Genomic DNA, 26726 nt, shown 5'->3' with positions numbered 1-26726 from the left:
GGATGCCCCTCCGCTGAAGCGCATTTTGCCGAGAATTATCGCCAAATATAGCTGGCTATATAGTGAATATCACTGGGGTGGCCTCCCTATACTGCGCGCCAATGACGCTCAAAATAACAAACGCAGCGAATCCCCCGCTGCGAATGGAGACAGACATGCGAGTGATGGTCCTTGGCAGTGGTGTGATCGGTACGACTAGCGCCTATTACCTGGCCCAGGCGGGGTTCGAGGTGGTCGTGGTCGACCGCCAGAACGCCGTGGCCATGGAAACCAGCTTCGCCAACGCTGGTCAGGTTTCCCCCGGTTATGCGTCGCCCTGGGCGGCGCCTGGCGTGCCGCTGAAGGCCGTCAAATGGATGCTGCAGCAGCACGCGCCGCTGGCCATCCGCACCACCAGCGACATCGACCAGTACCTGTGGATGACGCAGATGCTGCGCAACTGCACCGCCGCCCGCTATGCGGTGAACAAGGAGCGCATGGTGCGTCTGTCCGAGTACAGTCGCGACTGCCTCGACGAACTCCGCGCTGAAACCGGCATCAGCTATGAAGGCCGTGCGCTCGGTACTACCCAGCTGTTCCGCACCCAGGCCCAGGTAGACGCCGCGGCCAAGGACATCGCCGTGCTCGAAGCGTCCGGCGTGCCCTACGAATTGCTCGACCGCGACGGCATCGCCCGCGTCGAACCCGCCCTGGCCAACGTCAAGCACAAGCTGGCCGGTGCCCTGCGCCTGCCCAACGACCAGACCGGCGACTGCCAGATGTTCACCACCCGCCTCGCCGAGATGGCCGAGAAGCTGGGTGTGGAGTTCCGCTTCGGCCAGAACATCGAGCGCCTGGACTTCGCCGGTGACCGCATCAACGGCGTGTGGATCGACGGCAAGCTGGAAACCGCAGACCGCTATGTGCTGGCGCTGGGCAGCTACACCCCGCAAATGCTCAAGCCTCTCGGCATCAAGGCGCCGGTCTATCCGCTCAAGGGCTATTCGCTGACCGTGCCGATCACCAATCCGGCCATGGCTCCGACCTCGACCATTCTCGACGAGACCTACAAGGTCGCCATCACTCGTTTCGACAAGCGCATCCGCGTGGGCGGCATGGCCGAGATCACCGGCTTCAACCTGGACCTGAATCCGGCTCGCCGCGACACCCTGGAAATGATCACAGCCGACCTCTACCCGGAAGGTGGCGACCTGTCCCAGGCCAGCTTCTGGACCGGCCTGCGCCCGGCGACCCCGGACGGCACCCCGATCGTGGGCGCCACCCCGTTCCGCAACCTGTTCCTCAACACCGGACACGGTACCCTTGGCTGGACCATGGCCTGCGGCTCCGGCCGCCTGCTGGCAGACCTGATGGCGCGCAAGCGTCCGCAGATCAGCGCCGAAGGCCTGGATATCTTCCGTTACGGCAATTCCAAGGAGACCCCGGACAATGTCAATCCAGCGCCTGCGCACTGAAACCCGCTACAGCGAAATCGTCATCCACAACGGCACGGTCTACCTGGCCGGCCAGCTTGATGAGAAGCACAGCGCGGGCGTCGGCCAGCAGACCCGTGAAACCCTGGCCGCCATCGACGCGATGCTGGCCGAGGCGGGCACCGACAAGAGCCGCATCCTGTCGGTGACCATCTACCTGAAGGACATGGAGGCGGACTATGCCGCGATGAACGCGGTGTGGGATGCCTGGGTGCCGAAGGGCGCCGCTCCGGCCCGTGCCTGCGTCGAGGCCAAGCTGTACTCGCCCGATGTGCTGGTGGAGATGACGGTCGTCGCTGCACTTCCGTAGTTTTCTTGCTCAGCCCGGCGTTCGCGCCGGGTTTTTTCCATCCGATCAATTAGAAGAAGCCCTCGCCATGCGTCCCGCCCGTGCCCTGATCGATCTCGAAGCCCTGCGCCACAACTACCGCCTCGCCCGGGAAGTCACGGGCGCCAAGGCTCTCGCCGTGGTCAAGGCCGATGCCTACGGCCATGGCGCGGTGCGCTGCGCCCAGGCGCTGGAGTCCGAGACCAACGGTTTTGCCGTGGCCTGCATCGAGGAAGCCCTGCAGTTGCGCGCGGCGGGTATTCGCAAGCCGATCCTGCTGCTGGAAGGCTTCTTCGAGGCCGACGAACTGGAGCTGATCCAGGAGCACGATTTCTGGACCGTGGTGCATTCCGGCTGGCAGCTGGAGGCCATCGAAACCGCTTCCCTTCGCAAGCCGCTGACCGTCTGGCTCAAGCTGGACTCGGGCATGCACCGCGTTGGCCTGCACCCGGCCGAATACCGGGACGCCTGGCAGTGCCTGCAGGCGAGTGGCAAGGTCGAGAAGATCGTCCTGATGAGCCACTTCGCCCGTGCCGACGAACTGGACTGCGCCAGCAGCGCCGAGCAGGTCGCCGTCTTCGAGCAGGCCCGCGCCGGCCTCGAAGCCGAGATCAGCCTGCGCAACTCGCCGGCGGTGCTGGGCTGGCCGCAGGTGCCGAGCGACTGGGTGCGTCCCGGCATCATGCTCTACGGCGCCACCCCCTTCGAACAGGCGCATTCCCTGGCCGAGAAGCTGAAGCCGGTGATGACGCTGGAATCGAAAATCATCAGTGTGCGCGAACTGCCTGCCGGCCAGCCGGTCGGCTACGGCGCGAAGTTCGTCACCGAGCGCCCGACCCGCGTCGGCGTGGTCGCCATGGGCTACGCCGATGGCTACCCGCGCCATGCTCCCACCGGCACCCCGGTGAGCATCGACGGGCAGCCGAGCCGATTGGTCGGCCGGGTATCGATGGACATGCTCACGGTCGATCTCACTGACCTGCCCAACGCGGGCCTCGGCAGCCGCGTGGAACTGTGGGGCAAGGAGGTCCTCGCCAGTGAGGTGGCGATCCACGCCGGCACCATTCCGTACCAGATCTTCTGCAACCTGCGCCGGGTGCCACTCGTCTACGTCTGATTTCTGAAGAAGGGGTCAAGTGATCATGAAATCGATCATTTGACCGACGTTTGCCGCAAGATTACAGCTTTTCCAAGGCTCGCCTTGGGGTGTGGAAAGTTTGCGCAGTATTGACGGCCCGAGTGTTGTAAATACTGAACGCTGTTGCCATGATACGGCGACCGTGACCACCCCTGATCCCCAAGGAGGATCCCGCCATTGGACGTCGGTGTTCGACTGCAAGCCATCCGTAAGCTGAAAGGCCTGTCCCAGCGTGAGCTCGCCAAGCGCGCGGGTGTCACCAACAGCACGATTTCCATGATCGAGAAGAACAGTGTCAGCCCCTCCATCAGTTCGCTGAAGAAGGTGCTGGGGGGTATTCCCATGTCGCTGGTTGAATTCTTCTCCCTCGATCTTGAGCAGGAAAACCAGGTCCAGGTGGTTTATCGGGCTTCCGAACTCACCGATATCTGCAGCGGCGCCATCACCATGAAGCTGGTGGGCAAGGCCCATCCCAGCCGCGCCCTGGCCTTCCTCGACGAGACCTATCCGCCGGGTTCCGATACCGGTGACGAGATGTACGCACACGACGGCGAAGAGGCCGGCATGCTGGTGGAGGGCCGACTTGAGCTGACCATCGGCAGCGAGGTGTACGTCCTCGAACCGGGTGACAGCTACTACTTCGAAAGCAGCAAGCCGCACCGTTTCCGCAATCCGTTCGACGCCCCGGCTCGCCTGATCAGCGCGACCACTCCGGCGAACTTCTGAATTCCAGGAGCGCCACGCGAATTTCCCTGCGACATGTTGGGTTGTTTCAGCGTGGCGGACTAACCGTATATACTTGCGCCCGCCCGCGAAACCGTGGCCGCGGGCGATACTAGCCACGATGAGGGTGTAAGGGTGAACCTAATCAAGAAGATGCTGGCGGCCCATGCTGCCGTATTGGCCCTGTGGGCTGTTAGCGCCCAGGCCGCGACCGACGACGCCATCGCCGAGCGCATCAAGCCGGTAGGCGAGGTCTGCGTACAGGGTCAGGAATGCAAGGGTGTTGGCGCCGTAGCGGCCGCAGCTGGCGGCGGTGCGCGCACGCCGGACGACATCATCGCCAAGCACTGTGGCGCCTGCCACACCGCTGGCGTGCTGGGTGCGCCGAAGATCGGCGATACCGCTGCCTGGAAAGAGCGTGCTGACCACCAGGGCGGCCTCGACGGCATCCTGGCCAAGGCCATTACCGGCATCAACAGCATGCCGCCGAAGGGCACCTGCGCCGACTGCACCGATGATGAGCTGAAAGCCACCATCAAGAAGATGTCCGGCCTGTAATAGTCCGCCATCTTTGATAAAGCCGCCTTCGGGCGGCTTTTTTGTGTCTGCAGGATGCGACCCGTTGCCGCAGCCCGGGCGCGCTGTGAGCGAATGCATTCGCGATGGAAATCGCCCACAGATAACCAGTTTCCTCGGAGCGGTAGGTCGGGCTGAGCTCGGCGAAGCCAAACGACACCCGTTGGGCATCGTGGGCTCAGCCACAAACCACGGCAGGACTCGCGAGCATCAATCGACGAAGGTGACCTTGCCGTCAGCGAGCGAGGCGACGCGCGCCAGGGACTCGATCCGGTAGCCCTCGCTTTGCAGCAGGGCACGGCCTTCCTGGAAGGACTTCTCGATCACGATGCCGATACCGGCGACGCTGGCGCCGGCTTGCTGGATCAGGTCGATCAGCGCCTTGGCGGCGTGGCCGTTGGCGAGGAAGTCGTCGATCACCAGTACGTTGTCGGCGGCAGTCAGGTGCTTGGCCGAGATGGCGATGGTGCTCTCGGTCTGCTTGGTGAAGGAGAACACCTTGGAGATCAGCAGGTCGTTCTTCAGGGTCAGCGACTGGAACTTGCGGGCGAAGATCACCGGCACGCCCAGTTCCAGGCCGGCCATCACCGCCGGAGCGATGCCCGAGGCCTCGATGGTGACGATCTTGGTGATGCCCTGGCCCTTGAAGCGTTCGGCGAACTCATGGCCCACCTGCTGCATCAGGCGCGGATCGATCTGGTGGTTGAGAAAGGCGTCGACCTTCAGTACCTGCTCGGACAGTACGATGCCTTCTTCACGAATCTTCTGTTTCAGCGCTTCCACGCCTGTACCCTCATGTGTGTATGCCCGGTCTTTCGCCGGGGTGTCTTCTGATTACGATTTCTTCAGCATTGCACGGATGTCCGCCAGGGCAGTGTTGCCGCGCGCGGCCTTCACCTCCACGGGTGCGTCTTCCATGCCTTCCCATTCCAGGTCTTCCTGAGGCAGTTCCTCGAGGAAGCGGCTGGGGGAGCAATCGATGATTTCGCCGTATTGCTTGCGCTTGGCGGCGAAGGTCATGGCCAGGTTCTGCCGCGCGCGGGTGATGCCCACGTAGGCCAGGCGGCGTTCTTCTTCGATGGTGTCGGCTTCGATACTGGAGCGGTGGGGGAGGATGTCCTCCTCGACGCCCATGATGAAGACGTAGGGGAATTCCAGGCCCTTGGAGGCGTGCAGGGTCATCATCTGCACGCCATCGGCGCCTTCCTCTTCTTCCTGCTGGCGTTCGAGCATGTCGCGCAGCACCAGCTTGGCGATGGCTTCCTCGATGGTCATGCCGCCTTCTTCGTCGCGCTCGAGGGTGTTCTTCAGGGCGTCGACGAGGAACCAGACGTTGCCCATGCGGAAGTCCGCGACCTTGTCGCTGGAGGCGTTCTGGCGAATCCAGTTCTCGTAGTCGATGTCCATCACCATGCTGCGCAGCGCGGCGATGGGGTCGTTCTGTGCGCACTGCTGGCGCACGGTGTCCATGAAGCGCTTGAAGCGCTGCAGGCGGTCGGTGAAGCGGCTGTCCAGGTGCTCGGTCAGGCCCATCTCGTCGCAGGCGGCGTACATCGAAATGCCGCGTTCGGTGGCGTAGTTGCCGAGCTTCTCCAGGGTGGTGGAGCCGATTTCCCGGCGCGGCACGTTGATCACGCGAAGGAAGGCGTTGTCGTCGTCCGGGTTCACCAGCAGCCGGAAGTAGGACATCAGGTCCTTCACTTCCTGGCGGCCGAAGAAGCTGGTGCCGCCGGACAGCCGATAAGGAATCTGGTGGTGCTGGAGCTTGAGCTCCATCAGCTTGGCCTGGTGGTTGCCCCGGTAAAGGATGGCGAACTCGCTGTAGGGCCGCTGGGTGCGCAGGTGCAGCGTGAGGATTTCCATGGCGATGCGCTCGGCCTCGGCGTCCTCATTGCGGCAGCGGATCACGCGGATCGGGTCGCCCACGCCCATCTCGCTCCACAGCTGTTTCTCGAACACGTGGGGGTTGTTGGCGATGAGGATGTTCGCGCACTTGAGGATGCGGCTGGTGGAGCGGTAGTTCTGCTCCAGCATCACCACCTTCAGCGAGGGAAAGTCTTCCTTCAGCTGCATCAGGTTTTCCGGCCGCGCGCCGCGCCAGGCGTAGATCGACTGGTCGTCGTCACCCACCACGGTGAATTGCGCGCGGTGCTGCACCAGCAACTTCACCAGCAGGTACTGGCTGGCGTTGGTGTCCTGGTATTCATCCACCAGCATGTAGCGCACACGGTGCTGCCACTTTTCCAGGATGTCCGGGTTGTCCTGGAACAGCTTCACCGGCAGCAGGATCAGGTCGTCGAAGTCCACCGCGTTGTACGCCTTGAGCGTGCGCTGGTAGTGCAGGTAGACGACGGCGGCGGTCTGTTCCTTCGGGTTGCGCGCCTTGGCCAGCGCCTCGTCCGGCAGGATCAGGTCGTTCTTCCAGTTGCCGATGTAGTTCTTGATTTCGTCTACACCATCATCCCCAGCGTATTCCTTCTGCATGATGTCGGTCAGCAGCGCCTTGATGTCCGACTCGTCGAAGATCGAGAACCCGGGCTTGTAGCCCAGGCGCGCGTGTTCCTTGCGGATGATGTTCAGGCCGAGGTTGTGAAAGGTGGAGACGGTCAGGCCCTTGCCCTCACTGCCGCGCAGCAGGGTGCCGACGCGCTCCTTCATCTCGCGCGCCGCCTTGTTGGTGAAGGTCACCGCGACGATGTGCTGCGCGCGGATCCCGCACTGTTGCACCAGGTAGGCGATCTTGCGGGTGATCACACTGGTCTTGCCGGAGCCTGCGCCGGCGAGCACCAATAGCGGACCACCGACGTAGTTCACGGCTTCCTGTTGCCGAGGGTTGAGTCGGGACATGCTGGGGGCTGGATCAAGGCGAATGGCCGCGCATTCTAGCAGGCTGGCCGGGTTGTACCGAAGTACCTCCGGGCAACTGTGATGCAACCTCTATTGCTGGTGGGTTTTCCTTGGAAAATTCCACATAGACAGTACGATGGTGCGGTCTTCGTCGGCGAATTGGCGAAGGCCACGCAGGGAAGTGTGGTAAGAACGACGCCGAAAATGGCGCAGCCTGGCGCGAAAGCGCCGAAGTTTCCGTGACCCGGGGAGGTCATTTGTCCGCGCTCGTCGAGCCAATGCGTATGCTCCTGCTGGCGGAATCGCCGGCCTGGGCGGTATTGCTTCGCGACCTTCTGGCCGCGATGGGCAGCGTATCCCCCCTGATCACCGCCGGCTCCTGGGATGCCGCCAGTGGCCTGATGGACGACCTGGACTGCGCCCTGGTGCTCTGTACCCCCAGTCTGTTGCCCTCCGCCGGGCGCTGCCCGTTGCCGATCATCCTGTTGCTCGAAGAGGAGCCCGCCGAAGCCCCCCAGGGCGTTAGCGACTGGCTGGTGCGCAGGCACCTGGGCGTCGACACCTTGCGCCGTACCCTGCGCCACGTCCGCGAGCGACGGAACCTGCAGAGCACCATGGAGCGCCTGGCCGAGCAGGACCCGCTCACCGGCATCGCCAACCGCCAGGGCTTCCAGACCCTGCTGGCCGCGCGCCTGGTGGAGTACGAAGGGCGCGGCCTGGCCCTCGGCCACCTGGACCTGGACAACTTCCGCCACGCCAACGACGCCCTCGGCTACCAGGCCGGCGACCGCCTGATCCTGCAGGTGGTGGCACGGCTCAAGGCGCAATTGCGTGCCGGCGACCAGGTCGCGCGCCTGGGCAGCGACGAGTTCGCCCTGCTGCTGGACACCCGTCGCGACCCGGGCCGCGCCGAGCGGGTGGCAGAGCGCATCGCCGAAGCCCTGGCCGAGCCCTATCAGGTGGACGGCGAAAGCCTGCTGCTGGGCTGCAGCCTCGGTATCGCCCATTCCCGTACCAGCGAAGGCGCCGATCCGTTGATGTGGCATGCCCACATCGCCATGCAACAGGCCAAGGCCAGCCAGGGTTGCACCTTCCATATCTTCGATGAACGCATCAATCGCAGTGCGCGCAGCCGCGCAGACCTGGAAAGCGAGCTGCGCCGCGCCCTTCGCCGTGACGAGCTGGAGCTGCACTACCAGCCGCGGCTTTGCCTGAAGACCGGCAACATCCTCGGCCTCGAGGCGCTGGTGCGCTGGCGCCACGGCGAGCGAGGCCTGCTCACCCCCAACGAATTCGTGCCGCTGGCCGAGGAAAGCGGCCTGATCGTGCCCCTGGGCTACTGGGTGATCTCCCGTGCCCTGCGCGATATGCAGTGGCTTCGCGGACGCGGCCTGCCGCCGTTGCACATGGCGGTGAACCTGTCGTTCCGCCAGTTCCAGGACAGTCAGCTGCTCTCCACCCTGAGCCGGCTGATCCACGAGCGCGGCGTCGACGCGCGCTGGCTGGAGTTCGAACTGACCGAAACCGCCGTGATGCGCCGCAGCGAGCAGGTGCGTCAGACCATGGAGGCACTGGGCCGGCTGGGCGTGCGCTTTTCCCTGGACGACTTCGGCACCGGTTTCTCCTCCTTCGTTCACCTCAACAGCCTGCCCATTGCCCTGCTGAAGATCGACAAGAGCTTCGTCGGCGGCATGCACGACCGTCCGGAGAATCGCCAACTGGTGAAGGCGATGATCAACCTGGCGCAGAACCTCAACCTGGAAGTGGTGGCAGAGGGCGTGGAGAACGCCGAGCAATTGTCGTTGCTGCGCCAGTTCGGCTGCGACCAGGCCCAGGGCTATTGGATCAGCCGGCCGCTGCCCCTGGCCGAGCTGGCGCGCTTCCTGGTGTTCGGTACCCGCCAGGCGCTGTTCGCCGGCCAGGAACCCTGAGCCTCCCATCTACCCGTGGGCGCGACTTCATTCGCGAAGGGCTGCGCAGCAGCCCCGTAGGGTGCGCCGCGTGTTCAGCCGGGAGACAGGTACGGTGTCTTGATCAGCGAGTCGGTGCACATGGCGCACCCTGTTTCCGTTGGCTCCTGGTGCAGGGGCGATTTCAATCGCCAAGCGGGCCGCAGGTTCGCCGGCAGGTTGTCATGGGGCGGCTTCGCCGCGGTTGGCGAATGAATTCGCCCCTACAGGCTCTGGCCGTAACAGCCGTGCGGTCTTCCACTCGAAGCCCAGGGCCAGCCCCAGCGCCGCGCAGGCGAGGCCCAGAGCCAGGCCCCACCAGACGCCGGTGGCGCCCCAGCCCAGGGGGAAGGCGAGCAGCCAGGCCGCAGGGGCACCCACCAGCCAGTAACAGCCGAGGCCGACCAGGAAGGTGGTCTTGGCGTCCTTCAGGCCACGGATCGCACCCATGGCGATAGTCTGGATGCCGTCGAACAGTTCGAACCAGGCCGCCACCGCCAGCAGGCTCACGGCCAACTGCACGATGTCGTGGAACTCGGCGGCGCGGCGGTCGAGGAACAGCCCCACCACCCGTTCCGGCGCCACCCAGAACAGCACCGCGAAGGCGAGCATGCAGCTGGCGCCGAAGCCGATGCCCAGCCGCCCGGCGCGGCGTGCTTCCTCCAGCCGGCCGGCACCGTAGTGCTGGCCGATACGGAAGGTCACCGCGTAGGAGATACCGACCGGCACCATGAAGGCCACGTAGACCGACTGTATGGCGATCTGGTGTGCCGCCAGCTGGGTACTACCCAGGGCGCCCATGCACAAAGCGGCGAAGGCGAACAGGCCGGATTCCACCGCATAGGTGCCGCCGATGGGCAGGCCCAGGCGCACCAGTTCGGTGAGTGCCTCGCGGGATGGACGTTGCAGCCCCTTGAGCAGCGGGTAGGCCGCGTAGGCCGGGTTGCGCACGATGTGCCAGGCCAGCAGCAGGGCCATTCCGTTCATTACCACGGCGGTGACCAGGCCGATGCCCGCGAGGCCCATCTTCGGCAGGCCGAACATGCCGTGGATCAGCGCGTAGTTCAGCAGGAAGTTGGCCAGGGCACCGCCGATGCTGATGGCCATGACCGGGCCGGGCCGGCCGATGGCGCTGGTGAAGCCGCGCAGGGCCATGAAGCCGAGATAGCCGGGCAGGGCAAAGATCAGGGTGGAGAGGAACTGCATGGCGCCTTTCACGCTCTCCGGTGCCTGGCCAAAGGCGAGCAGCACGGGTTTCAGGTTCCACAACAAGAGGCCCGCGGCAAGCGCCATGCCGAAGGCCAGCCAGAGGCCACTCTGGGTCAGGCGGGTAGCGCCGGCCTTGTCGTCGGCGCCATGGCGGATCGCGACCAGGTTGCCCACGGCGGCGATCACGCCGACGCAGAAGATCGACACGAAGGAATAGCTGGCCGCGCCGAGGCCGCCACCGGCCAGGGCTTCGGGGCCGATGAGGCCCATCATCACGGTGTCGGTGAAGACCATCACCACGTGGGCCAGTTGGGCTGCGATCAGCGGCCCGGCCAGGCGCAGGATGGCCACCAGTTCATTGCGTATGCTCTGCGGCATGAGTAAGGCTCACTATTTCGGAGAGCCGGCCAATCCCCTTGTCCGGCTTTGAATTGAGCAATTCTCTGAGCCTTGATGAATCGGCACAAAAGGAAAAAAATGATGCCATTCATGACTATTACTCATAGGTAGAGGCATATGTCGCGTCGTCTGCCCCCGCTCTACGCCCTGCGTGCCTTCGAGGCCGCCGCCCGCCATGCGTCCTTCACGCGCGCCGCCGAGGAGCTGGCCATCACCCAGAGCGCGGTGAGTCGGCACATCCGCACCCTGGAGGAGCATTTCTCCTGTCGCCTGTTCGAGCGCCAGGGGCGCAACCTGCAGCTCACGGAGCCGGCACGCATGTTGCTGCCCGGTCTGCGCGACGGTTTCGACGCCCTGGAGCGGGCCTGCACCACGCTGCGGGTCGACGACGCCACTGTGCGGCTGAAGGCACCGTCGACCCTGACCATGCGCTGGCTGCTGTCGCGCCTCAGCCGTTTCCGTCATCTCAACACCGATATCGAGGTGCAACTGACCAGCGCCTGGATGGATGTGGACAAGGTCGACTTCCAGCACGAGCCATTCGACTGCGCGGTGCTGCTCAGCGACGGCCAATTCAGCCAGGACTGGGAGGTGACCCTGCTGTTCAGCGAATGGCTGATTCCGGTCTGTGAGCCGTCCCAGGCCGGGGAGCCCTGGAGCCTTTCGCGCCTGCAGGCCACCGAACTGTTGCACCCGACGCCGGACCGCCGCGATTGGCGCCGCTGGTTGCAGCGCATGGACCTCAGCGAGAAGGTTTCGCTCAAGGGCGGCCAGGTGTTCGACACCCTCGAGCTGGGCATAGTCGCTGCCGCGCGGGGGTACGGGGTGTCGATCGGTGATCTGGTGATGGTGACCGAGGACGTCACCCTGGGGCGCATCGGCCTGCCCTGGCCCACGGCGGTGGCCAGCGGCGACAGCTACTACCTGGTCTGGCCCCGCGCCCGCCGTGGCCAGGATCGCCTGCGCCGGCTGCGTGACTTTCTCCAGGCCGAGGTGGCGGCGATGGCGCTGCCGCCAGTGGAATTGCTGGGCTAGGGCAACTGGCGCAGCCCATGTTCGAGGCTGGCGCTGGAAAGTTCGCCCATATGGCTGTGGTTCAGCCTGCCGTTGGCGTCGTAGAAGAGGGTGGTGGGCAGGCCGAACGACCCGGTGGCCTGGCCCAGGCGATTGCCGCTGTCGAGCAGTACGTCCCGGGGAGCCAGGCCCTGTTCGGCGAGATAGCGGGTCACCGCTTCGGCGTGCTCGCCCTGGTTCACCAGCAGGAAGCGCACGTCGGGATTGGCGTTCTGCGCCGCCTCCAGCACCGGCATTTCGCGACGGCACGGCGGGCACCAGGTGGCCCAGAGATTGACCACCAGTGGGCGGCCATCCAGGGCGCGCAGGTCCACCGGATTGCCCTGCAAATCCATCAGGCTCAATTCCGGTAGCTGGCGGCTGCGCTCCAGGGCCGAGACCAGCGCGAGCCCGCTCCCCCAGAGACTGCCGCCGACCAGTACGGCGATGGCCAGTGACCGGCGCAGGGTCGGCTTGCGCCAGGCGAGTCCGGCACCGATCAGGGCGGCGCAGACCAGGCCTGGCCAGAACAGGAACCCGCCGTCGCGGATATCCACAAGGCTCAGGGGGCGTGTCGCGTACTGTTCGGAGTACTGCCCGACGAATGCCAGGCGCGCCGCCAGCAATCCACCGATCAGCATGGCGAACAGCACACCCTCGGGGTTGGCCTTGCGCTTGCGCCCGGCCAGCCAGCCTGCGAACAGCGCCGCGAAGAAGCCGAGGTAGAGCAGCCCATGCTGCATGGGAATGGCGAGGGGGCCGAGGTTGAAGCTGGTCATGCCGGACTCCGTGGGATGAGGCGGCGAGTATCGCAGCCTGGCGCCCATGGGGCAGCGCCGGGCTGTGGATAAATGTTTCGGGACAGGAGCTGCCTCAGCGCACGACGTGGAGGAAGTGCAGGTGCTTCTCGTACTGGTCGAGCAGGTCGCCGATCACCTCGTCGCGGCTCCAGCCCATCACGTCGTAGTCCTGCCCGCCTTCGCGCAGGTAGACCTCGGCGCGGAAGTACTTGCGCGAGTCCTGGCTCTCTTCGCCATCGCGGCTGACGAAGGCCGGTAGTGGCAACGGCCGCGGGCGCACCTCGTAGCTGAAATCCACCTCGGCGCCGTGGCCGACGTTCAGTTTGCAACGGCCATCCTCGCCGTTCTGCACGTCGACCGTGTAGCCCTGCTTGCGCAGTTCCTCGGAGATTTCCAGGCAAGCGGGGCGCACCACTTCATCGATGAAGCGGGTGACATGGCTGCGGCGCGGGAACATCAGGATATTGCGCAGGCGCCGCTGCCAGCCGCCGTGCTGGCGCTGGGCCGGCCGCGAGAGGTTGAGCGCCTGGTAGCGGATGCCGCGCTTGGTGGCGTCCAGGCGCAGGGCCTTGAGCAGTCCCCAGGTGGCAGCGAGCAGGACGATGGCGAAGGGCAGGGCGCTGGCGATGGTCGCGGTCTGCAGCGCCTTGAGGCCGTCGGCCAGCAGCAGCGCCATGGCTACAACGCCCATCAGGATCGACCAGAACAGGCGTTGCCAGAGTGGCGTCACTTCACGGCCACCGGAGGCCAGCATGTCCACCACCAGGGCGCCGGAGTCGGCGGAGGTGACGAAGAACACCACCACCATCAGCACCGCCACCAGCGACAGCAGGGAAGAGAAGGGGAACTGTTCGAGGAAGGCGAAGAGCGCGAGTGAGCTGTCCTGTGCCACGGTGTCGGCCAGGCTGTGGACGCCTTCCTGCAGCACCATGTGGATCGCGGTGTCGCCGAATACGGTCATCCACAGCAGGGTGAAGCCGGCCGGGACGAACAGGACGCCGCAGACGAACTGGCGGATGGTGCGGCCCCGGGAAATGCGCGCGATGAACAGGCCGACGAAGGGCGACCAGGACAGCCACCAGCCCCAGTAGAGCAAGGTCCAGCCGCCGATCCAGTCGCTGGACTCGTAGGCGTAGAGGTTGAACGTCTTGCTGACGATCTCCGAGAGGTAGCCGCCGGTGTTCTGGATGAAGGTCTTGAGCAGGAACACGGTGGGCCCGAGGACCAGCACCACGGCAAGCAGGATCACCGCCAGCAGCAGGTTGAACTCGGAGAGAATGCGGATCCCCCGGTCCAGACCGCTGGCTACCGACAGGGTCGCCAGGGCACAGGTGACGGCGATCAGCACCAGTTGCACGGGCACGCTTACCGGCAGGCCGAACAGGTGATTGAGGCCGCTGTTGATCTGCAGCACGCCATAGCCGAGGGAGGTTGCCACGCCGAACACGGTGCCGAGGATGGCGAAGATATCCACAGCGTGGCCAATGGGGCCATGGATGCGCTCGCCAATCAGCGGGTAGAGCGCCGAGCGCAAGGTGAGCGGCAGGTCGTGGCGGAAGCAGAAGAACGCCAGGATCAGCGCGACGATGGCGTAGATCGCCCAGGCATGCAGGCCCCAGTGGAAGAAGGTCAGCTTCATGGCCTCCTTGGCCGCGGCTACCGTGTTGGCATCGCCCACTGGCGGGTTGGCATAGTGCATCAGGGGCTCGGCAACGCCGAAGAACATCAGGCCGATTCCCATGCCGGCGGAGAACAGCATGGCGAACCAGGTGCCATTGCGGTAATCGGGCCGGCTGTGGTCGGGGCCGAGCTTGATGTCGCCGAAGCGGCTGATCGCGAGGAAGACCACGGTGATGAGGATCAGCGCCACCGTGAGCACGTAGAACCAGCTGGCGTTGACGATGATCCAGTCCTGGATGTGGCCGAACAGTGATTGCGCCTGGTCACGGGCGAGGGTGCTGTAGAGCACCAGGGCGATGATGAGGATTGCGGAGCCGAAAAAGACCGGCGGATTGAGGGTGGATTGCGAAGACGAACGTGCCTCCATTGAGCTAGCTCTCCTTTTGATCGGATGGCCGCCAAGGGCGGAAGGCGCGGCATTCTAACAGGATGAATAGAAAAAGTCTTTTAGGAATATGCAGCTGATAGTTTTCAATTGCTCACGACAAGGGCTCCGGCCGGTACTGGAGCGCCTCTCCCAGGTGATGGCGGGCGATGTCTTCAACCTGCTCCAGATCGGCCAGGGTACGTGCAACCTTGAGGATACGGTGGGCCGCGCGTAGCGACAGGTTCAGGCGCTCGCAGGCCTCTTCCAGCCAGGCGCGGTCGTCGGTGGCGAGGAGGCAGTGCCGGCGCAGCCCCTTCAGGTCGAGGAAGGCATTGGCGCAACCCTGGCGCCGGAGCTGCAGGCGTCGCGCGCGGCTGACTTCGGCGGCGGCCTCCATGCTGCCGGGGCCGACGTGGGTGGGCGGTTGCAGTGTGGTGGCTTCGCGGGCCACGGTCAGGTGCAGGTCGATGCGGTCGAGCAAGGGGCCGGAAAGCTTGCTGCGATAGCGCTGGATCTGCTCGGGGGTACAGCGGCAGCGGCCACCGGGATCACCAAGATATCCACAGGGGCAGGGATTCATGGCCGCCACCAACTGGAAGCGGGCGGGGAATCGCACCTTGTCATGGGCGCGGGCGATGACGATTTCACCGCTCTCCAGCGGCTCGCGCAGGACCTCCAGCACCTTGCGGTCGAACTCGGGGAGTTCGTCGAGGAACAGCACGCCCTGGTGCGCCAGTGTGATTTCGCCGGGCTTGGGGCGGCTGCCACCACCCACGAGGGCTGCGCCGGAGGCGCTGTGATGGGGATGGCGAAAGGGTCGCTGGGGCCAGGCTTGCAGCGGCGCGTGGCTGGCGACCGAATGGATCGCTGCCACTTCCAGGGCTTCCTGTTCTTCCAGTGGCGGCAAGAGGCCGGGCAGGCGACTGGCAAGCAGCGTCTTGCCGGTGCCGGGCGGGCCACAAAACAGCAGGTTGTGGGAGCCGGCGGCAGCCACCAGCAGGGCGCGCTTGGCGGCCACCTGGCCCTGGACTTCGGCGAGGTCGGGGTAGGGCGGACGATCTTTGAGCAGGCCCTGGGCCTGGTAGGGCGCGAGGGGCGTATGGCCGGCGAAGTGCGCGGTCAGCTCCAGCAGGTGTCCGGCCGCCAGGACCTTGAGGCCGCTGGCGAGGCTGGCTTCCTCGGCGTTTTCCCGGGGCACCACCAGGGTGCGGCCGGCGGCACGGGCGGCCAGGGCGGCGGGCAGTACGCCTTGCACGGGGCGCAGGGTGCCGGAAAGCGCCAGTTCGCCCAGGCACTCCACCGAATCCAGGGCGTTGGCCGGCAGTTGGCCGCTGGCGGCGAGTACGCCAAGGGCGATGGCGAGATCGAAGCGGCCACCGTCTTTCGGCAGGTCAGCAGGGGCGAGGTTGAGCGTGATGCGGCGGGGTGGGAAATCGAAGCCGCTATTGAGGATCGCGCTGCGCACGCGGTCCTTGCTTTCCTTTACGGCGGTTTCCGGAAGCCCTACCAGCGCGAGGGAGGGCAGGCCGTTGGCGAGGTGGGCTTCGACGGTCACGGCAGGGGCTTCGACGCCGACCTGTGCGCGACTGTGGACGATGGCCAGGGACATTGATCACTCCTTGATCGGTCCGCCGGGCCGGAGCGGTATCACTCCGCCGGCGGCGGGTTCAGCTTGGCTTCCAGTTCCGCGACCTTGGCCTCCAGTGCTTCCAGGCGTGCGCGGGTACGGCCGAGCACTACCATCTGGCTGTCGAACTCGTCGCGGCTGACCAGGTCGAGCTTGCCGAAGGCACTCTGCAGCAGGACCTTGAACTGGGCCTCGACCTCGGCGCGGGGCAGCGGGCTGTCGCTGCTGAACAGGCGCGAGGCGGTGGAAGCTAGGGTATCGAGCAGGGCTTTGGGCGGCAGCATGGCGGGCATCCGAAAGTGAATGGGCGGGAGTCTACCACGCGGCCCCCGGGCAACGGTCCGGCGAAGGCTGGTGCACAATTTTTGAGCAATGGCCTGGGGCGTGGCGCACTGCTTTGGTGCGATGCGAGTGGCATATCGAAGCCATCTGACTAGCATCCCGCCAGTATCTGCTTGAAAAAAGGCACTTTCCATGGAGCTGGCAAGAATTCTGCTTAGAGCAGAGCGACGCATGCACTGATGCAGTTCCGGTGCACCGGGCGAGGCGGGGGAGTGTTTCGCCAGAAGCGGTTGGTTGGTGTCGGAGTCCCGAGCCAGGGCGGGCCGACGCGTTACAAAAGCCAGACACTGCGCTTAGACTTGACCCGGGTTCGTGTTTTTCCTGGGGCAAGTCAACCAAACACGGGAGAGAGTTTCATGAAGCTAGTCACCGCCATCATCAAGCCTTTCAAGCTCGACGACGTGCGCGAGTCGTTGTCTGAGATCGGCGTGCAGGGCATCACTGTCACCGAGGTCAAGGGCTTCGGACGGCAAAAGGGCCACACCGAGCTGTACCGCGGTGCGGAATACGTTGTCGATTTTCTGCCGAAAGTGAAGATCGACGTGGCCATCGCTGACGACCAGCTGGACCGCGTGATCGAGGCCATCACCAAGGCCGCCAACACCGGCAAGATCGGTGACGGCAAGATTTTCGTCGTCAATCTGGAACAGGCCATCCGTATCCGTACCGGCGAAACCGGCACAGACGCGATCTAAGCCTCCGAACCCCAACGCCCCAGGAGAAAACAACATGACTCTGCGTAAAGCCGCAGGGCTAGGAGCCCTTTTGTCCCTCGTTACCCCCGGCCTGGCCATGGCCGCCGACGAGGTTGTGCTGAACAGTGGTGACACGGCGTGGATGATCGTCGCCACTGCATTGGTGCTGTTCATGACCATTCCCGGCCTGGCGCTGTTCTACGGCGGCATGGTGCGCTCCAAGAACATCCTCTCGGTGATGATGCAGTGCTTCGCCATCACCGGCCTGATCAGCATCCTCTGGGTGGTATACGGCTACAGCCTGGCCTTCGACACCACCGGCATGGAACAGGGGGTGATCAATTTCAATTCCTTCGTGGGCGGCCTGTCCAAGGCATTCCTCAGCGGCCTGAACACCAGCAGCCTGGTCTACGCGATCCCTGAAAGCGTGTTCATCACCTTCCAGATGACCTTCGCCATCATCACCCCGGCACTGATCGTGGGTGCCTTCGCCGAGCGCATGAAATTCTCCGCCATGCTGATCTTCATGGCGGTCTGGTTCACCCTGGTGTATGCGCCGATCGCTCACATGGTGTGGAGCGGCAATGGCGGCCTGATGTGGGACTGGGGCGTGCTGGATTTCGCCGGCGGCACCGTGGTGCACATCAACGCGGGTGTCGCTGGCCTCGTGGCATGCCTGGTGCTGGGCAAGCGCAAGGGCTATCCGACCACCCCGATGGCTCCGCACAACCTGGGCTACACCCTGATGGGTGCCGCCATGCTGTGGATCGGCTGGTTCGGCTTCAACGCCGGTTCCGCCGTGGCCGCCAACGGCACCGCCGGCATGGCCATGCTGGTCACCCAGATCGCCACCGCCGCTGCCGCCCTGGGCTGGATGTTCGCCGAGTGGCTGACCCACGGTAAGCCGAGCGCCCTGGGCATCGCCTCCGGCGTGGTCGCCGGCCTGGTCGCCATCACTCCGGCCGCCGGTACCGTCGGCCCCATGGGTGCCCTGATCATCGGCCTGGTTGCCGGCGTGATCTGCTACTTCTGCGCCACCAGCCTGAAGCGCAAGATGGGCTACGACGACTCCCTGGATGCCTTCGGTGTACACGGTGTCGGCGGCATCATCGGTGCCCTGCTGACTGGCGTGTTCGCAGCGCCTGCCCTGGGTGGCTTCGGCACCGTGGAAGACATCGGCGCCCAGCTGCTCACCCAGTTCGAAGGCGTGGCCTTCACTGTGGTCTACACCGGCATCGTGACCTTCGTGATCCTGAAGGTGCTGGACGTGGTCATGGGCCTGCGCGTCAACGAAGAGGAAGAGACCGTCGGCCTCGACCTGGCGCAGCACAACGAGCGCGGCTACAACCTCTGATGCCGATGATTTCCCCGTTCGGCGGCTGCCGGCGGGGAAGTTGGCAGCACTGCCGAAAAGGGCGCCGAAAGGCGCCCTTTGCTTTTTCATCGACCGCGCTAGAATGCCGCCCGTACGAGCCGAGACAGGTATTTGCGGATGTGGCAGCAGACCCTGATCACCTTGCGCCCGAGGCCACGTGGCTTCCACCTGGTCACTGAGGAAATCCTCGCGTCATTGCCGGAACTGCGCCGCTATCGCGTCGGTCTGTTGCACCTCTGGCTGCAGCACACGTCGGCGTCACTGACGGTGAACGAGAATGCCGACCCCGCGGTACGCCGGGACTTCGAGCGATTCTTCAATCGACTGGTGCCCCAGGGTGAAAGCGGCTATGAACATGACTATGAAGGGCCGGACGATCTGCCCGCGCACTTCAAGGGCAGCCTGCTCGGCTGCCAGCTGAGTCTTCCCGTGCGGGACGGACAACTGGCAATGGGCACCTGGCAGGGTGTCTACCTGGGCGAGCATCGCGATCAGGGCGGTGCACGCCGGGTGTTGGCGACCTTGCAAGGCGAGGCGTCCTGAATTTTTTCCGGCAGCGTTAGAAAGCTGGCGCAGCTGGGCTATAACTAACCTGCTTTGGCAAGGCATGAGGTAGAACATGAGCGACGAAGAACTGGAACAAGACGAGCTGGAAGCGGCCGACGAGGACGACGGCGAGGAGCTGGCTGCAGCCGATGAAGGCGACAGCGACGACGATGGCGAGGCCCCTGCCCCCTCTGGGAAGAAGGCCAAGGCTGCGGTCGAAGTCGAAGAGATGCCCAGCATCGAAGCCAAGCAGAAAGAGCGCGATGCCCTGGCCAAGGCCATGGAAGAATTCCTGGCCCGTGGTGGCAAGGTGCAGGAGGTCGAACCCAACGTGGTTGCCGACCCGCCGAAGAAGCCGGACAGCAAGTACGGCAGCCGCCCCATCTGAGGTCGGCACCCGTCGAAAGGCCCGCCATTGGCGGGCTTTTTCATGGGCGAGGGAAAGCCTGTGGGCATGATGGATTGGTGCGAGGGCGACCCGACGGCCGCTGGGCGGCCTTTCGCGAATTAATTCGCTCCCACGGGGAGCACCCCTATGGCGTCAGTGCCACCTGGCCCAGCGCGCCAGTACCTCGGGCAGCTCCCGCAGGCTGGTGATTTCGGCATCGGGCAGTTTCTCGCCGCTCCATTCCTTGCCCAGCGGGTTGAACCAGATGGCGCGCAGGCCGGCGCGGCGAGCGCCTTCGATGTCATCGGCCGGATGGTCACCGATGTGCACGGCTTCCCCGGCGCTGACACCGCCGCGCTTCAGTGCTTCGAGGAACGGTACCGGGTCGGGTTTGCCGATGCCCAGTTCCTCGGCGCAGAGGGCGAACTTGAAGTAGTCGGCCAGGCCCAGGCGACGCACATCGGCGTTGCCGTTGGTGATCACGCCCAGGCTATAGCGGATGGCGAGGCGCTCGAGGGTGGGCACGGTATCGGGGAAAAAGGTGATGCGGTGGCGTGCCTGGAGCATGGCCTGGAAGGCGCCCTCGGCCAGGTCGACGGCGTCGTCGGCGGAATAGCCGACGCCCTCCAGGGCGCGGCGCAAGGTACGGCGACGCAGCTCGCTGAGACGGTGCTTGAGGCCTGGCTCCGCAGCGAGGATCTCGCCACGAATGGCCCAGAGGTGTTCCACCGGCAGGGTACCAAGCGCCGGGGTGTGTTCCATCAGCCAGTCGCGCATCGCGGTTTCGGCGCCCTCGATCACCGGTCGGTTGTCCCAGAGGGTGTCGTCCAGGTCGAAAGTGATCAGCTGGATACTCATTCGTCTGCTCCCCTTCGCTTCGCCCTTGGGTGGGCCTGGTCGTAGACCGAGGCCAGATGCTGGAAGTCCAGGTGGGTGTAGATCTGGGTGGTGGAAATGTCGGCGTGGCCGAGCAGTTCCTGTACGGCTCGCAGGTCCTGGGATGACTCCAGCATATGGCTGGCGAAGGAATGCCGCAGCATGTGCGGATGCAAATGCTGGCCTAGTTCACGAACGCCGGCTTCGCGTACGCGCAGCTGGACGGCGCGAGGCGTCAGGCGGCGCCCCTGCCGGCTGATGAACACCGCGCCGTCGCCCGGATTGGCCGCCGCGCGCAGGGGCAGCCACTCCTCCATGGCCTCGCGGGCCTTGCTACCCACCGGCAGCTCGCGGGTCTTGTTGCCCTTGCCGCGCACCCGCACGAGGCCCGCGGAGAGGTCCAGCCCGTCGAGATCCAGCCCCACCAACTCGGAAAGGCGCAAGCCGGAGGAATAGAAGAGTTCCAGCATGGCCTGGTCGCGGCGGGCGATGAAATCGTCTTCCACGCCACCGTCCAGCAGCTGCTGGGCGCGGTCGGCGTCGAGGGCGCGTGGCAGGCGGCGGGCGCCCTTGGGCGCGGCCAGGCCATTGGCCGGGTCGTGGCGGCAGCGGCCTTCGCGGATCAGATATTGGTAAAGGCCGCGCACGGCCGACAGCAGGCGCGCGAGGCTGCGGCTGGAGAGGCCGTCCTGGTGCAGCCGGGCGACGAAGCTGCGCAGGCTGCGGACGTCCAGGTCATTCCAGTCGGCGATGCCGTACTTCTCGCAGAGCGCGCGCACCTTGAGCAGGTCGCGATGGTAGGCGTCCAGGGTATGGGCCGACACCTGGCGCTCGCTGCGCAGGTGACTCAGGTAGGCGTCCAGGTCGGCATTCATGGGACTTCCTTGGAATGCGCTGCGGCTTATCTCACCGAACGCAGGGGTGTCGCGAAGCGCGGCAGTACTCGGGCCAGGACTTCGGCGATGTAGCCGAGGAACAGGGTGCCGAGGGAGCTCTTGTAGTGCTGCGGGTCCGGGCTGCCGATGGCGAGCACGCCGTGCAGGCCCTGGTGCGCCAGGCTGACCACGGCCGCGGAGCCGACCTGGTCGCGCTCTTGCGCGCCGAACAGGAACTCCAGCTCATGGCTGCGCAGCACGCCGCAAATGGTCTTGCCGCCGGCCAGCAGGCCGCCGATGCTCTGGTGCGCTTCGGCGGTGGTGACGCTACGACCCACCGGCAGGGTGTTTTCGCTGAACAGGATGAGGCTGACGAAGGGCACCTGGAACTCGTGGCGCAGGCTGTCTTCCACGGCGCCTACCACTTCTTCCAGGCTGGAGGCGTCGAGCAGGTCTAGCACCAGGCGACGGGTCTTGTCGAACAGCCGGTCGTTCTCCCGCGCTACGTCCATCAGCTGCGAAAGGCGATGGCGCATCTCGATGTTGCGCTCGCGGAGCAGCTTCACCTGGCGTTCCACCAGGGACACGGCGTCACCGGGCTGGTGGGGGATGCGCATCTCGGGAATCAGCTCTTCATGCTGGACGAAGAACTCCGGATGGAGGCGCAGGTAAGCGGCCACCGTCTCGGAGTCGAGGTGCTGCGGCGGTTCCTGGTGCTGGTCGGTCATAGGCGAACCTGTCCTTCGAATACGCGGACGGCGGGTCCGGTCATCATAACGGGCTGACCCGGGCCGGCCCACTCGATGGAGAGGCGGCCACCAGGCAGTTCGAGTTGTACCGGCGAGTCCATCCAGCCCTGGCGGATCGCGGCGACTGCCGCGGCGCAGGCGCCGGTGCCGCAGGCCTGGGTTTCCCCGGCGCCACGTTCCCAGACGCGCAGTTTCGCCTGCTTGCGATCGACGATCTGCAGGAAGCCCACGTTGACCCGTTGCGGGAAGCGCGGATGGTGCTCCAGCTTCGGTCCCAAGCTGTGCACCGGGGCACTGGCGACGTCATCGACGCGCAGCACGGCATGGGGGTTGCCCATGGAAATGGCTGCCAGCTCGACGGTCTGGCCGTCCACGTCCACCGGGTAGCTCAGGGCTTCGGCGTCGGCGATGAAGGGAATCTGTTGCGGGACCAGGCGCGGCGGCCCCATGTCCACGGTCACCTGCCCATCCGGGCGGACATCCAGTTCGATGATGCCGCTCTTGGTTTCGACGCGGATGCGCTTTTTCACCGTCAGGCGCTTGTCGATGACGAAACGGGCGAAGCAGCGCGCGCCGTTGCCGCATTGCTCCACTTCCGAACCATCGGAGTTGAAGATGCGGTAGCGGAAGTCGACGTCCGGGTTGGTCGGTGCTTCGACGATCAGTAGCTGGTCGAAACCGATGCCCGTGTGGCGGTCGCCCCACTGCTTGGCGTGCTTGGGCTGGATATGGGCGTGCTGGCTGACCAGGTCGAGGACCATGAAGTCGTTGCCGAGGCCGTGCATCTTGGTGAAGCGCAATAGCATGGATGCGCCCTCACTGCGGCAGCAGGCTTTCGCCGGCGTAAAGGTCTTCGATCGTTTCGCGGCGGCGCACCTCGAAGGCTTGCTCGCCATCCACCAGCACCTCGGCGGCGCGGCCGCGGGTGTTGTAGTTGGAGCTCATCACGAAACCGTAGGCGCCGGCGGAGCGAATCGCCAGCAGATCACCCTCGGCGAGCACCAGATTGCGCTCGCGGGCGAGGAAGTCGCCTGTCTCGCAGATCGGGCCAACCAGGTCATAGGTGCGCTCGGCGCCGCTGTGCGGTTGCACCGGCACCACGTCCATCCAGGCCTCGTAGAGCGCCGGACGGATCAGGTCATTCATGGCCGCGTCGATCACGGCGAAATCCTTTTGTTCTGTGTGCTTGAGGTATTCCACCTGGGTCAGCAGCACGCCGGCATTGGCGACGATCGAGCGGCCGGGCTCGAACAGCAGCTCCAGGTTGCGGCCATCGATGCGCTGGCGCACCGCCTGGATGTACTCGCCGGGCAGCGGCGGCTGCTCGTCGCGGTAGCGCACGCCAAGGCCGCCGCCGAGGTCCAGGTGGCGAATATTGATGCCGCGCTCGTTGAGGCGGTCGATCAGGGCCAGCAGGCGGTCGAGGGCATCGAGGAAGGGCTCCAGGCTGGTGAGCTGGGAGCCGATGTGGCAGTCGACGCCGATCACTTCGAGGTTCGGCAGGCTGGCGGCCTGGGCATAGACGGCTTCGGCTTCGTCGATGGCGATGCCGAACTTGTTCTCCTTCAGGCCGGTGGCGATGTACGGATGGGTGCCGGCATCCACGTCCGGGTTGACCCGCAGGGACACGGGCGCCTTCATCTCCATGGCCGCAGCCACGTTCTGCAGGCGTTCCAGCTCATTGCGCGACTCGACGTTGAAGCAGTGCACGCCGGCTTCCAGGGCACGGCGCATGTCGTCGCGGCTCTTGCCGACGCCGGAGAAGACGATGCGCGAGGCGTCGCCGCCAGCGGCCAGCACGCGCTCCAGTTCACCGCTGGAAACGATGTCGAAACCTGCGCCCAGGCGGGCCAGCAGGTTCAGCACGCCAAGGTTGGAATTGGCCTTGACCGCATAGCAGACCATGCCCGCATTGCCGGCCAGGGCGTCGGCATAAGCCTTGTAGCCGGCCTCGATGGCTGCGCGGGAATAGACATAGGTGGGCGTGCCGAAGCGAGCGGCGATATCGGACAGCGCTACGCCTTCCGCGAACAGCTCCCCGTCGCGGTACGTGAAAGCGTCCATGACTGCTCCCCCGATCAGCGGATGTACACGTCTTTCTGGTGTTCTTTCGCTGCTTTTTCGTCGTCAGGCAAGTAAAGCGGGCCTTTCTGGCCGCAGCCGGCCAGCAGGCAGGCAACGGCGAGCAGGGCGACGAAGGGGGCGTGGAGTCGCTTCATGACGGAATCCTTGCAGAAAACGTGAATTGTTCCGGAGTATACCGACCCCCCGACGCCTTGCCTATTCAGTGAAATTCCCGCCCGGCGTGGCCTGCGGGCCTGTGCGGAGCTAGCATTGGCGGCTTGAAAAGGAGCGCTCATGGACAACGCGGCATCCCTCGCCGGCTCGGTCTCGGTTGCCTATCTGCAAGGCCTGGTGGAGCGCGTCGAACAGTTCGGTGTGGCCCCCGCCGAGCTGCTGGGTCATGTCCAACTGACCCCCGCCATTCTTGCCCAGCGCGACCAGCGCATCGCCGCCAGTGCCTATCTCGAACTGCTCGGCCATGCCGCGCGGCTGTCCGGCAATCCCCACCTCGGCCTGCACCTGGGCGAAGCAGTGCGCCCGGGCCACTACGGCGTGCTGGGTTTCCTGCTGATGAGCTGCGCGACCCTGGCCGACGCCCTGCATCGCCAGGCGCGTTATGCGGCGCTAGTGGGCAACCTGGGCCGCGTCGAACTGGCCGACGAGCCGCCCCGCGACGGCCTGGAGCCCCAGGTAGCGCACAGCTGGGAGTCCATCCTGCCGCAGCAGCGCGCGCTGCTGGCGGAAGAAACCCTTTCCGGTTGGGTGACCTTCGGCCGCTGGATCACCGGGCTGGACATTCCGCCCACCGAGGTGCGCTTCCAGCATCCGGCGCCGGCGGATACCACTGAATACCAGCGGATATTCCGTTGCCCGGTGCTCTTCAGTCAGGCGGACAACGCGCTGGTCTTCCCAAGGCGTCTGCTCGCCACGCCCCTCGGCCAGGCCGATGCCGATGTCCGCCGGCTGTTCGACGACTACGCCGAGCGCCTGCTCGACGAGCTGCGCCAGGGTCACAGCGTGCTGGACCGCGCCCGCGAGCTGCTGGCCGCTCAGCTGTCCGCCGAAGGACCGGACCTGGAGCGCCTGGCCGGGGCCCTGGCGCTGAGTCCGCGTACCTTGCAGCGCCGCCTGCGCGAGGCCGGGTTATCCTTCAGCCAGCTGGTGGACGAGACGCGCCAGCAACTGGTGCTGCACTATTTGCGCGATCCCGCCCTTGAGTTGGCCGATATCGCTTTCCTGGTCGGATTCAGCGAGTCCGGCTCCCTGGGCCGTGCCTTCCGCCGCTGGACCGGCCAGAGCCTGGGTGACTACCGTCGCCCTTCACCCCCATTAATGCCCTGAGGTAGACCCTGATGAGTTTGAGCGAAGCCCAGTTCCACGATCTGGTGGACGAAGTCCAGGAGCGAGTGGAAGACGTGTTCGACGACAGCGACCTGGACCTGGACCTGGAAAACAGCGGCGGCGTCCTGACCGTACGCTTCGAGAATGGCAGCCAGCTGATCTTCAGCCGCCAGGAACCGCTGCGCCAGCTCTGGGTGGCGGCGCGTTCGGGGGGCTTCCATTTCGACTATGACCAGGCCAGCGGCCGCTGGATCTGCGACAGCAGCGAAGAACCCCTGGGCGAGCTGCTCAACCGCGTGACCCGCGAGCAGGCGGGCGAAGACATTGAGTTCGACGAACTCTGACGGCGCGCCCCCGGCGCGCTACCCGTCGCCGTGCATCCGGCGTTGCTGTCTGGACGACACCGACGTCTGTGTCGGTTGTGGTCGCACCCTTGCGGAAATCTGCGAGTGGAACGCGGCCAGCGACCAGCGGCGCCGCGAAATCTGCGCCTCCGCCCAGCAAAGACGGCGGCCCGCGCCGGGCTGACCGGGCGGTCTTGCCAATTGCAGGCGGCCTGACGTACTGTCGGGCTTCCGGGCAAGTTGTCCGGCCAGACAAAATCTGAAACCCCGCCTTCGGGCGGGGTTTTGCTTTTTTCGTAACCTGCAAAGGAGTCGCGCGTTCGCCATGAACACCCACCCGTCCATCACCATTACCCGTCTCGACCTGCAACGCCTGGAGCGCCTGCTCGACAGCCTGGAGGAGTTCGGCCCCGCCGCCGAGGCGCTGGAACGCGAGCTGGCTCGCGCCCAGGTGGTTGGCCACGAGGAGGTTCCGCCGGGCGTCGTCACCATGAATTCCCGTGTGCATTGCCGTGAGGAAAGCAGCGGCAAGGACTATCACCTGACCCTGGTCTACCCGGATGACGTGGGTGGCGAAGGCAAGGTATCCATCCTCGCCCCGGTGGGCAGCGCACTGCTCGGCCTGTCCGTCGGCCAGCACATCGACTGGCCGGTGCCCGGCGGCAAGACCCTCAAGCTGACGCTGCTGGCCGTCGAGTACCAGCCCGAAGCGGCCGGCGAATACGCGCGTTGATTCATCCTCTGCTGCCTTTTCGGGCTGAGTCGTTGTAGGGACGATTTCAATCGGCAAACGGACCGCAGGTTCGCCCTCTGTGGTTCACATGGGGGCAGCGTTGCTGCCCTTGGCGAATGAGCTCGCCCCTACAGCGCAAACCCAACAGCTGAGTCCAACCCGTTGGGCTTCGTGGCCTCAGCCACAACCTAGGGCAGGGCTTCCCCCTGCATCGCGAATGATTTCGCTCC

General features: G+C 65.3%; 28 protein-coding genes. 15 read left to right on the top strand and 13 right to left on the bottom strand.

Going from position 1 to position 26726, the window contains the following annotated elements; all coding sequences use genetic code 11:
- Positions 1–155: 155 nt before the first annotated feature.
- From dadA to FXN65_RS27080, 5 genes are all read left to right on the top strand, one after another.
- Positions 156–1454, top strand: coding sequence for a D-amino acid dehydrogenase (gene dadA / locus FXN65_RS27100; RefSeq protein ID WP_151138372.1), 1299 nt, complete (start codon positions 156–158; stop codon positions 1452–1454).
- Positions 1429–1782 (top strand): RidA family protein, encoded by a 354-nt coding sequence (locus FXN65_RS27095; RefSeq protein ID WP_103103100.1) that lies wholly within the window; start codon positions 1429–1431, stop codon positions 1780–1782. Before dadA ends, FXN65_RS27095 begins: the two co-directional genes overlap by 26 nt.
- A gap of 67 nt (positions 1783–1849) precedes the next feature.
- Entirely contained in the window at positions 1850–2917 is a 1068-nt protein-coding gene (alr, locus tag FXN65_RS27090; RefSeq protein WP_151138370.1) for an alanine racemase, read from the top strand.
- Between the two features lie 198 nt (positions 2918–3115).
- Complete coding sequence (locus tag FXN65_RS27085) at positions 3116–3664, top strand: cupin domain-containing protein (protein ID WP_077525549.1); 549 nt, start codon at positions 3116–3118, stop codon at positions 3662–3664.
- Positions 3665–3796: 132 nt separating this feature from the next.
- Complete coding sequence (locus tag FXN65_RS27080) at positions 3797–4219, top strand: c-type cytochrome (RefSeq protein WP_151138368.1); 423 nt, start codon at positions 3797–3799, stop codon at positions 4217–4219.
- A gap of 228 nt (positions 4220–4447) precedes the next feature.
- Here the strand turns inward: FXN65_RS27080 and FXN65_RS27075 are convergent, their stop codons facing one another.
- Positions 4448–5020 carry a xanthine phosphoribosyltransferase gene (locus tag FXN65_RS27075; protein ID WP_151138365.1) on the bottom strand — a complete coding sequence of 191 codons (573 nt, stop codon included), beginning with the start codon at positions 5018–5020 and terminating at the stop codon, positions 4448–4450.
- Positions 5021–5071: 51 nt separating this feature from the next.
- The gene (gene rep / locus FXN65_RS27070) at positions 5072–7084 is read right to left on the bottom strand and encodes a DNA helicase Rep (RefSeq protein ID WP_151138363.1); all 2013 of its coding nucleotides are present in this window, start codon (positions 7082–7084) and stop codon (positions 5072–5074) included.
- A gap of 257 nt (positions 7085–7341) precedes the next feature.
- Between rep and FXN65_RS27065 the strand changes: the two genes are divergently transcribed.
- The gene (locus FXN65_RS27065; RefSeq protein WP_151138360.1) at positions 7342–9015 is read left to right on the top strand and encodes a putative bifunctional diguanylate cyclase/phosphodiesterase; all 1674 of its coding nucleotides are present in this window, start codon (positions 7342–7344) and stop codon (positions 9013–9015) included.
- Positions 9016–9216: 201 nt separating this feature from the next.
- Here the strand turns inward: FXN65_RS27065 and FXN65_RS27060 are convergent, their stop codons facing one another.
- Positions 9217–10620: a NorM family multidrug efflux MATE transporter gene (locus FXN65_RS27060; RefSeq protein ID WP_151138358.1), complete on the bottom strand. Its 1404-nt coding sequence runs from the start codon at positions 10618–10620 to the stop codon at positions 9217–9219.
- Between the two features lie 138 nt (positions 10621–10758).
- On the opposite strand from FXN65_RS27060, the gene FXN65_RS27055 reads away from it, so the two are divergent.
- Entirely contained in the window at positions 10759–11676 is a 918-nt protein-coding gene (locus FXN65_RS27055; RefSeq protein WP_151138355.1) for a LysR substrate-binding domain-containing protein, read from the top strand.
- Here the strand turns inward: FXN65_RS27055 and FXN65_RS27050 are convergent.
- The 4 genes from FXN65_RS27050 to FXN65_RS27035 all read right to left on the bottom strand — a co-directional run bounded on the left by FXN65_RS27050 (position 11673) and on the right by FXN65_RS27035 (position 16452).
- A complete protein-coding gene (locus tag FXN65_RS27050; RefSeq protein WP_151138353.1) occupies positions 11673–12473 on the bottom strand; it encodes a TlpA disulfide reductase family protein in 801 nt (266 codons plus the stop codon). The two genes, FXN65_RS27055 and FXN65_RS27050, sit on opposite strands and share 4 nt — an antisense overlap.
- Before the next feature lie 94 nt (positions 12474–12567).
- Positions 12568–14541, bottom strand: coding sequence for a BCCT family transporter (locus tag FXN65_RS27045; RefSeq protein ID WP_151138350.1), 1974 nt, complete (start codon positions 14539–14541; stop codon positions 12568–12570).
- 112 nt (positions 14542–14653) lie between these two features.
- Entirely contained in the window at positions 14654–16150 is a 1497-nt protein-coding gene (locus FXN65_RS27040; RefSeq protein WP_151138347.1) for a YifB family Mg chelatase-like AAA ATPase, read from the bottom strand.
- A 38-nt stretch (positions 16151–16188) separates the two neighbouring features.
- Entirely contained in the window at positions 16189–16452 is a 264-nt protein-coding gene (locus tag FXN65_RS27035; protein ID WP_151138346.1) for an accessory factor UbiK family protein, read from the bottom strand.
- 414 nt (positions 16453–16866) lie between these two features.
- On the opposite strand from FXN65_RS27035, the gene glnK reads away from it, so the two are divergent.
- The 4 genes from glnK to sutA all read left to right on the top strand — a co-directional run bounded on the left by glnK (position 16867) and on the right by sutA (position 19514).
- Complete coding sequence (gene glnK, locus FXN65_RS27030; protein WP_003457590.1) at positions 16867–17205, top strand: P-II family nitrogen regulator; 339 nt, start codon at positions 16867–16869, stop codon at positions 17203–17205.
- 34 nt (positions 17206–17239) lie between these two features.
- Positions 17240–18559, top strand: a complete 1320-nt coding sequence (locus FXN65_RS27025; RefSeq protein WP_151138343.1) for an ammonium transporter — start codon at positions 17240–17242, stop codon at positions 18557–18559.
- 138 nt (positions 18560–18697) lie between these two features.
- Positions 18698–19123 carry a secondary thiamine-phosphate synthase enzyme YjbQ gene (locus FXN65_RS27020; RefSeq protein WP_151138341.1) on the top strand — a complete coding sequence of 142 codons (426 nt, stop codon included), beginning with the start codon at positions 18698–18700 and terminating at the stop codon, positions 19121–19123.
- Between the two features lie 76 nt (positions 19124–19199).
- Positions 19200–19514 carry a transcriptional regulator SutA gene (sutA, locus tag FXN65_RS27015; RefSeq protein ID WP_151138339.1) on the top strand — a complete coding sequence of 105 codons (315 nt, stop codon included), beginning with the start codon at positions 19200–19202 and terminating at the stop codon, positions 19512–19514.
- A 153-nt stretch (positions 19515–19667) separates the two neighbouring features.
- Here sutA and FXN65_RS27010 read toward each other — a convergent pair whose 3' ends face one another.
- The 6 genes from FXN65_RS27010 to lptM are packed head-to-tail and all read right to left on the bottom strand — an operon-like array spanning position 19668 to position 24233.
- Positions 19668–20372 (bottom strand): HAD family hydrolase, encoded by a 705-nt coding sequence (locus FXN65_RS27010; RefSeq protein ID WP_151138336.1) that lies wholly within the window; start codon positions 20370–20372, stop codon positions 19668–19670.
- Complete coding sequence (gene xerC / locus FXN65_RS27005; protein ID WP_151138334.1) at positions 20369–21265, bottom strand: tyrosine recombinase XerC; 897 nt, start codon at positions 21263–21265, stop codon at positions 20369–20371. Before xerC ends, FXN65_RS27010 begins: the two co-directional genes overlap by 4 nt.
- Before the next feature lie 26 nt (positions 21266–21291).
- Complete coding sequence (locus FXN65_RS27000; RefSeq protein WP_151138331.1) at positions 21292–21993, bottom strand: DUF484 family protein; 702 nt, start codon at positions 21991–21993, stop codon at positions 21292–21294.
- Entirely contained in the window at positions 21990–22820 is an 831-nt protein-coding gene (gene dapF / locus FXN65_RS26995) for a diaminopimelate epimerase (protein ID WP_151138329.1), read from the bottom strand. The genes FXN65_RS27000 and dapF overlap by 4 nt, the downstream gene beginning before the upstream one ends.
- A gap of 10 nt (positions 22821–22830) precedes the next feature.
- Complete coding sequence (gene lysA, locus FXN65_RS26990) at positions 22831–24078, bottom strand: diaminopimelate decarboxylase (protein ID WP_151138327.1); 1248 nt, start codon at positions 24076–24078, stop codon at positions 22831–22833.
- Between the two features lie 14 nt (positions 24079–24092).
- Positions 24093–24233, bottom strand: a complete 141-nt coding sequence (gene lptM, locus FXN65_RS26985; RefSeq protein ID WP_151138324.1) for an LPS translocon maturation chaperone LptM — start codon at positions 24231–24233, stop codon at positions 24093–24095.
- A 139-nt stretch (positions 24234–24372) separates the two neighbouring features.
- Between lptM and FXN65_RS26980 the strand changes: the two genes are divergently transcribed.
- The 4 genes from FXN65_RS26980 (at position 24373) to rnk (ending at position 26496) form a co-directional block, all read left to right on the top strand.
- Entirely contained in the window at positions 24373–25419 is a 1047-nt protein-coding gene (locus tag FXN65_RS26980; protein WP_151138322.1) for an AraC family transcriptional regulator, read from the top strand.
- A gap of 11 nt (positions 25420–25430) precedes the next feature.
- Entirely contained in the window at positions 25431–25763 is a 333-nt protein-coding gene (gene cyaY, locus FXN65_RS26975) for an iron donor protein CyaY (RefSeq protein WP_151138319.1), read from the top strand.
- A complete protein-coding gene (locus FXN65_RS26970) occupies positions 25744–25947 on the top strand; it encodes a DUF1289 domain-containing protein (RefSeq protein WP_151138317.1) in 204 nt (67 codons plus the stop codon). Before cyaY ends, FXN65_RS26970 begins: the two co-directional genes overlap by 20 nt.
- A gap of 141 nt (positions 25948–26088) precedes the next feature.
- Positions 26089–26496 carry a nucleoside diphosphate kinase regulator gene (gene rnk, locus FXN65_RS26965; protein WP_151138316.1) on the top strand — a complete coding sequence of 136 codons (408 nt, stop codon included), beginning with the start codon at positions 26089–26091 and terminating at the stop codon, positions 26494–26496.
- Positions 26497–26726: the final 230 nt, after the last annotated feature.

Source organism: Pseudomonas lalkuanensis, assembly GCF_008807375.1.
GTDB classification, from domain to species: domain Bacteria; phylum Pseudomonadota; class Gammaproteobacteria; order Pseudomonadales; family Pseudomonadaceae; genus Metapseudomonas; species Metapseudomonas lalkuanensis.
The sequence above is the reverse complement of the archived record's forward strand: the minus strand, read 5'-3'. Positions and strand labels throughout refer to the sequence as shown.

Bases quoted from the DNA above. Each gene is read 5' to 3' on its own strand.
- FXN65_RS27045 (WP_151138350.1), bottom strand. From the start codon at position 14,541: ATGGAGGCACGTTCGTCTTCGCAATCCACCCTCAATCCGCCGGTCTTT.
- dapF (WP_151138329.1), bottom strand. From the start codon at position 22,820: ATGCTATTGCGCTTCACCAAGATGCACGGCCTCGGCAACGACTTCATG.
- FXN65_RS27010 (WP_151138336.1), bottom strand. From the start codon at position 20,372: ATGAGTATCCAGCTGATCACTTTCGACCTGGACGACACCCTCTGGGAC.
- sutA (WP_151138339.1), top strand. From the start codon at position 19,200: ATGAGCGACGAAGAACTGGAACAAGACGAGCTGGAAGCGGCCGACGAG.
- alr (WP_151138370.1), top strand. From the start codon at position 1,850: ATGCGTCCCGCCCGTGCCCTGATCGATCTCGAAGCCCTGCGCCACAAC.
- FXN65_RS27040 (WP_151138347.1), bottom strand. From the start codon at position 16,150: ATGTCCCTGGCCATCGTCCACAGTCGCGCACAGGTCGGCGTCGAAGCC.
- xerC (WP_151138334.1), bottom strand. From the start codon at position 21,265: ATGAATGCCGACCTGGACGCCTACCTGAGTCACCTGCGCAGCGAGCGC.
- FXN65_RS27035 (WP_151138346.1), bottom strand. From the start codon at position 16,452: ATGCTGCCGCCCAAAGCCCTGCTCGATACCCTAGCTTCCACCGCCTCG.
- cyaY (WP_151138319.1), top strand. From the start codon at position 25,431: ATGAGTTTGAGCGAAGCCCAGTTCCACGATCTGGTGGACGAAGTCCAG.
- FXN65_RS27055 (WP_151138355.1), top strand. From the start codon at position 10,759: ATGTCGCGTCGTCTGCCCCCGCTCTACGCCCTGCGTGCCTTCGAGGCC.
- FXN65_RS26980 (WP_151138322.1), top strand. From the start codon at position 24,373: ATGGACAACGCGGCATCCCTCGCCGGCTCGGTCTCGGTTGCCTATCTG.
- FXN65_RS27000 (WP_151138331.1), bottom strand. From the start codon at position 21,993: ATGACCGACCAGCACCAGGAACCGCCGCAGCACCTCGACTCCGAGACG.
- dadA (WP_151138372.1), top strand. From the start codon at position 156: ATGCGAGTGATGGTCCTTGGCAGTGGTGTGATCGGTACGACTAGCGCC.
- lysA (WP_151138327.1), bottom strand. From the start codon at position 24,078: ATGGACGCTTTCACGTACCGCGACGGGGAGCTGTTCGCGGAAGGCGTA.
- FXN65_RS27025 (WP_151138343.1), top strand. From the start codon at position 17,240: ATGACTCTGCGTAAAGCCGCAGGGCTAGGAGCCCTTTTGTCCCTCGTT.
- lptM (WP_151138324.1), bottom strand. From the start codon at position 24,233: ATGAAGCGACTCCACGCCCCCTTCGTCGCCCTGCTCGCCGTTGCCTGC.
- FXN65_RS27020 (WP_151138341.1), top strand. From the start codon at position 18,698: ATGTGGCAGCAGACCCTGATCACCTTGCGCCCGAGGCCACGTGGCTTC.
- rep (WP_151138363.1), bottom strand. From the start codon at position 7,084: ATGTCCCGACTCAACCCTCGGCAACAGGAAGCCGTGAACTACGTCGGT.
- FXN65_RS27060 (WP_151138358.1), bottom strand. From the start codon at position 10,620: ATGCCGCAGAGCATACGCAATGAACTGGTGGCCATCCTGCGCCTGGCC.
- FXN65_RS27050 (WP_151138353.1), bottom strand. From the start codon at position 12,473: ATGACCAGCTTCAACCTCGGCCCCCTCGCCATTCCCATGCAGCATGGG.
- glnK (WP_003457590.1), top strand. From the start codon at position 16,867: ATGAAGCTAGTCACCGCCATCATCAAGCCTTTCAAGCTCGACGACGTG.
- rnk (WP_151138316.1), top strand. From the start codon at position 26,089: ATGAACACCCACCCGTCCATCACCATTACCCGTCTCGACCTGCAACGC.
- FXN65_RS27095 (WP_103103100.1), top strand. From the start codon at position 1,429: ATGTCAATCCAGCGCCTGCGCACTGAAACCCGCTACAGCGAAATCGTC.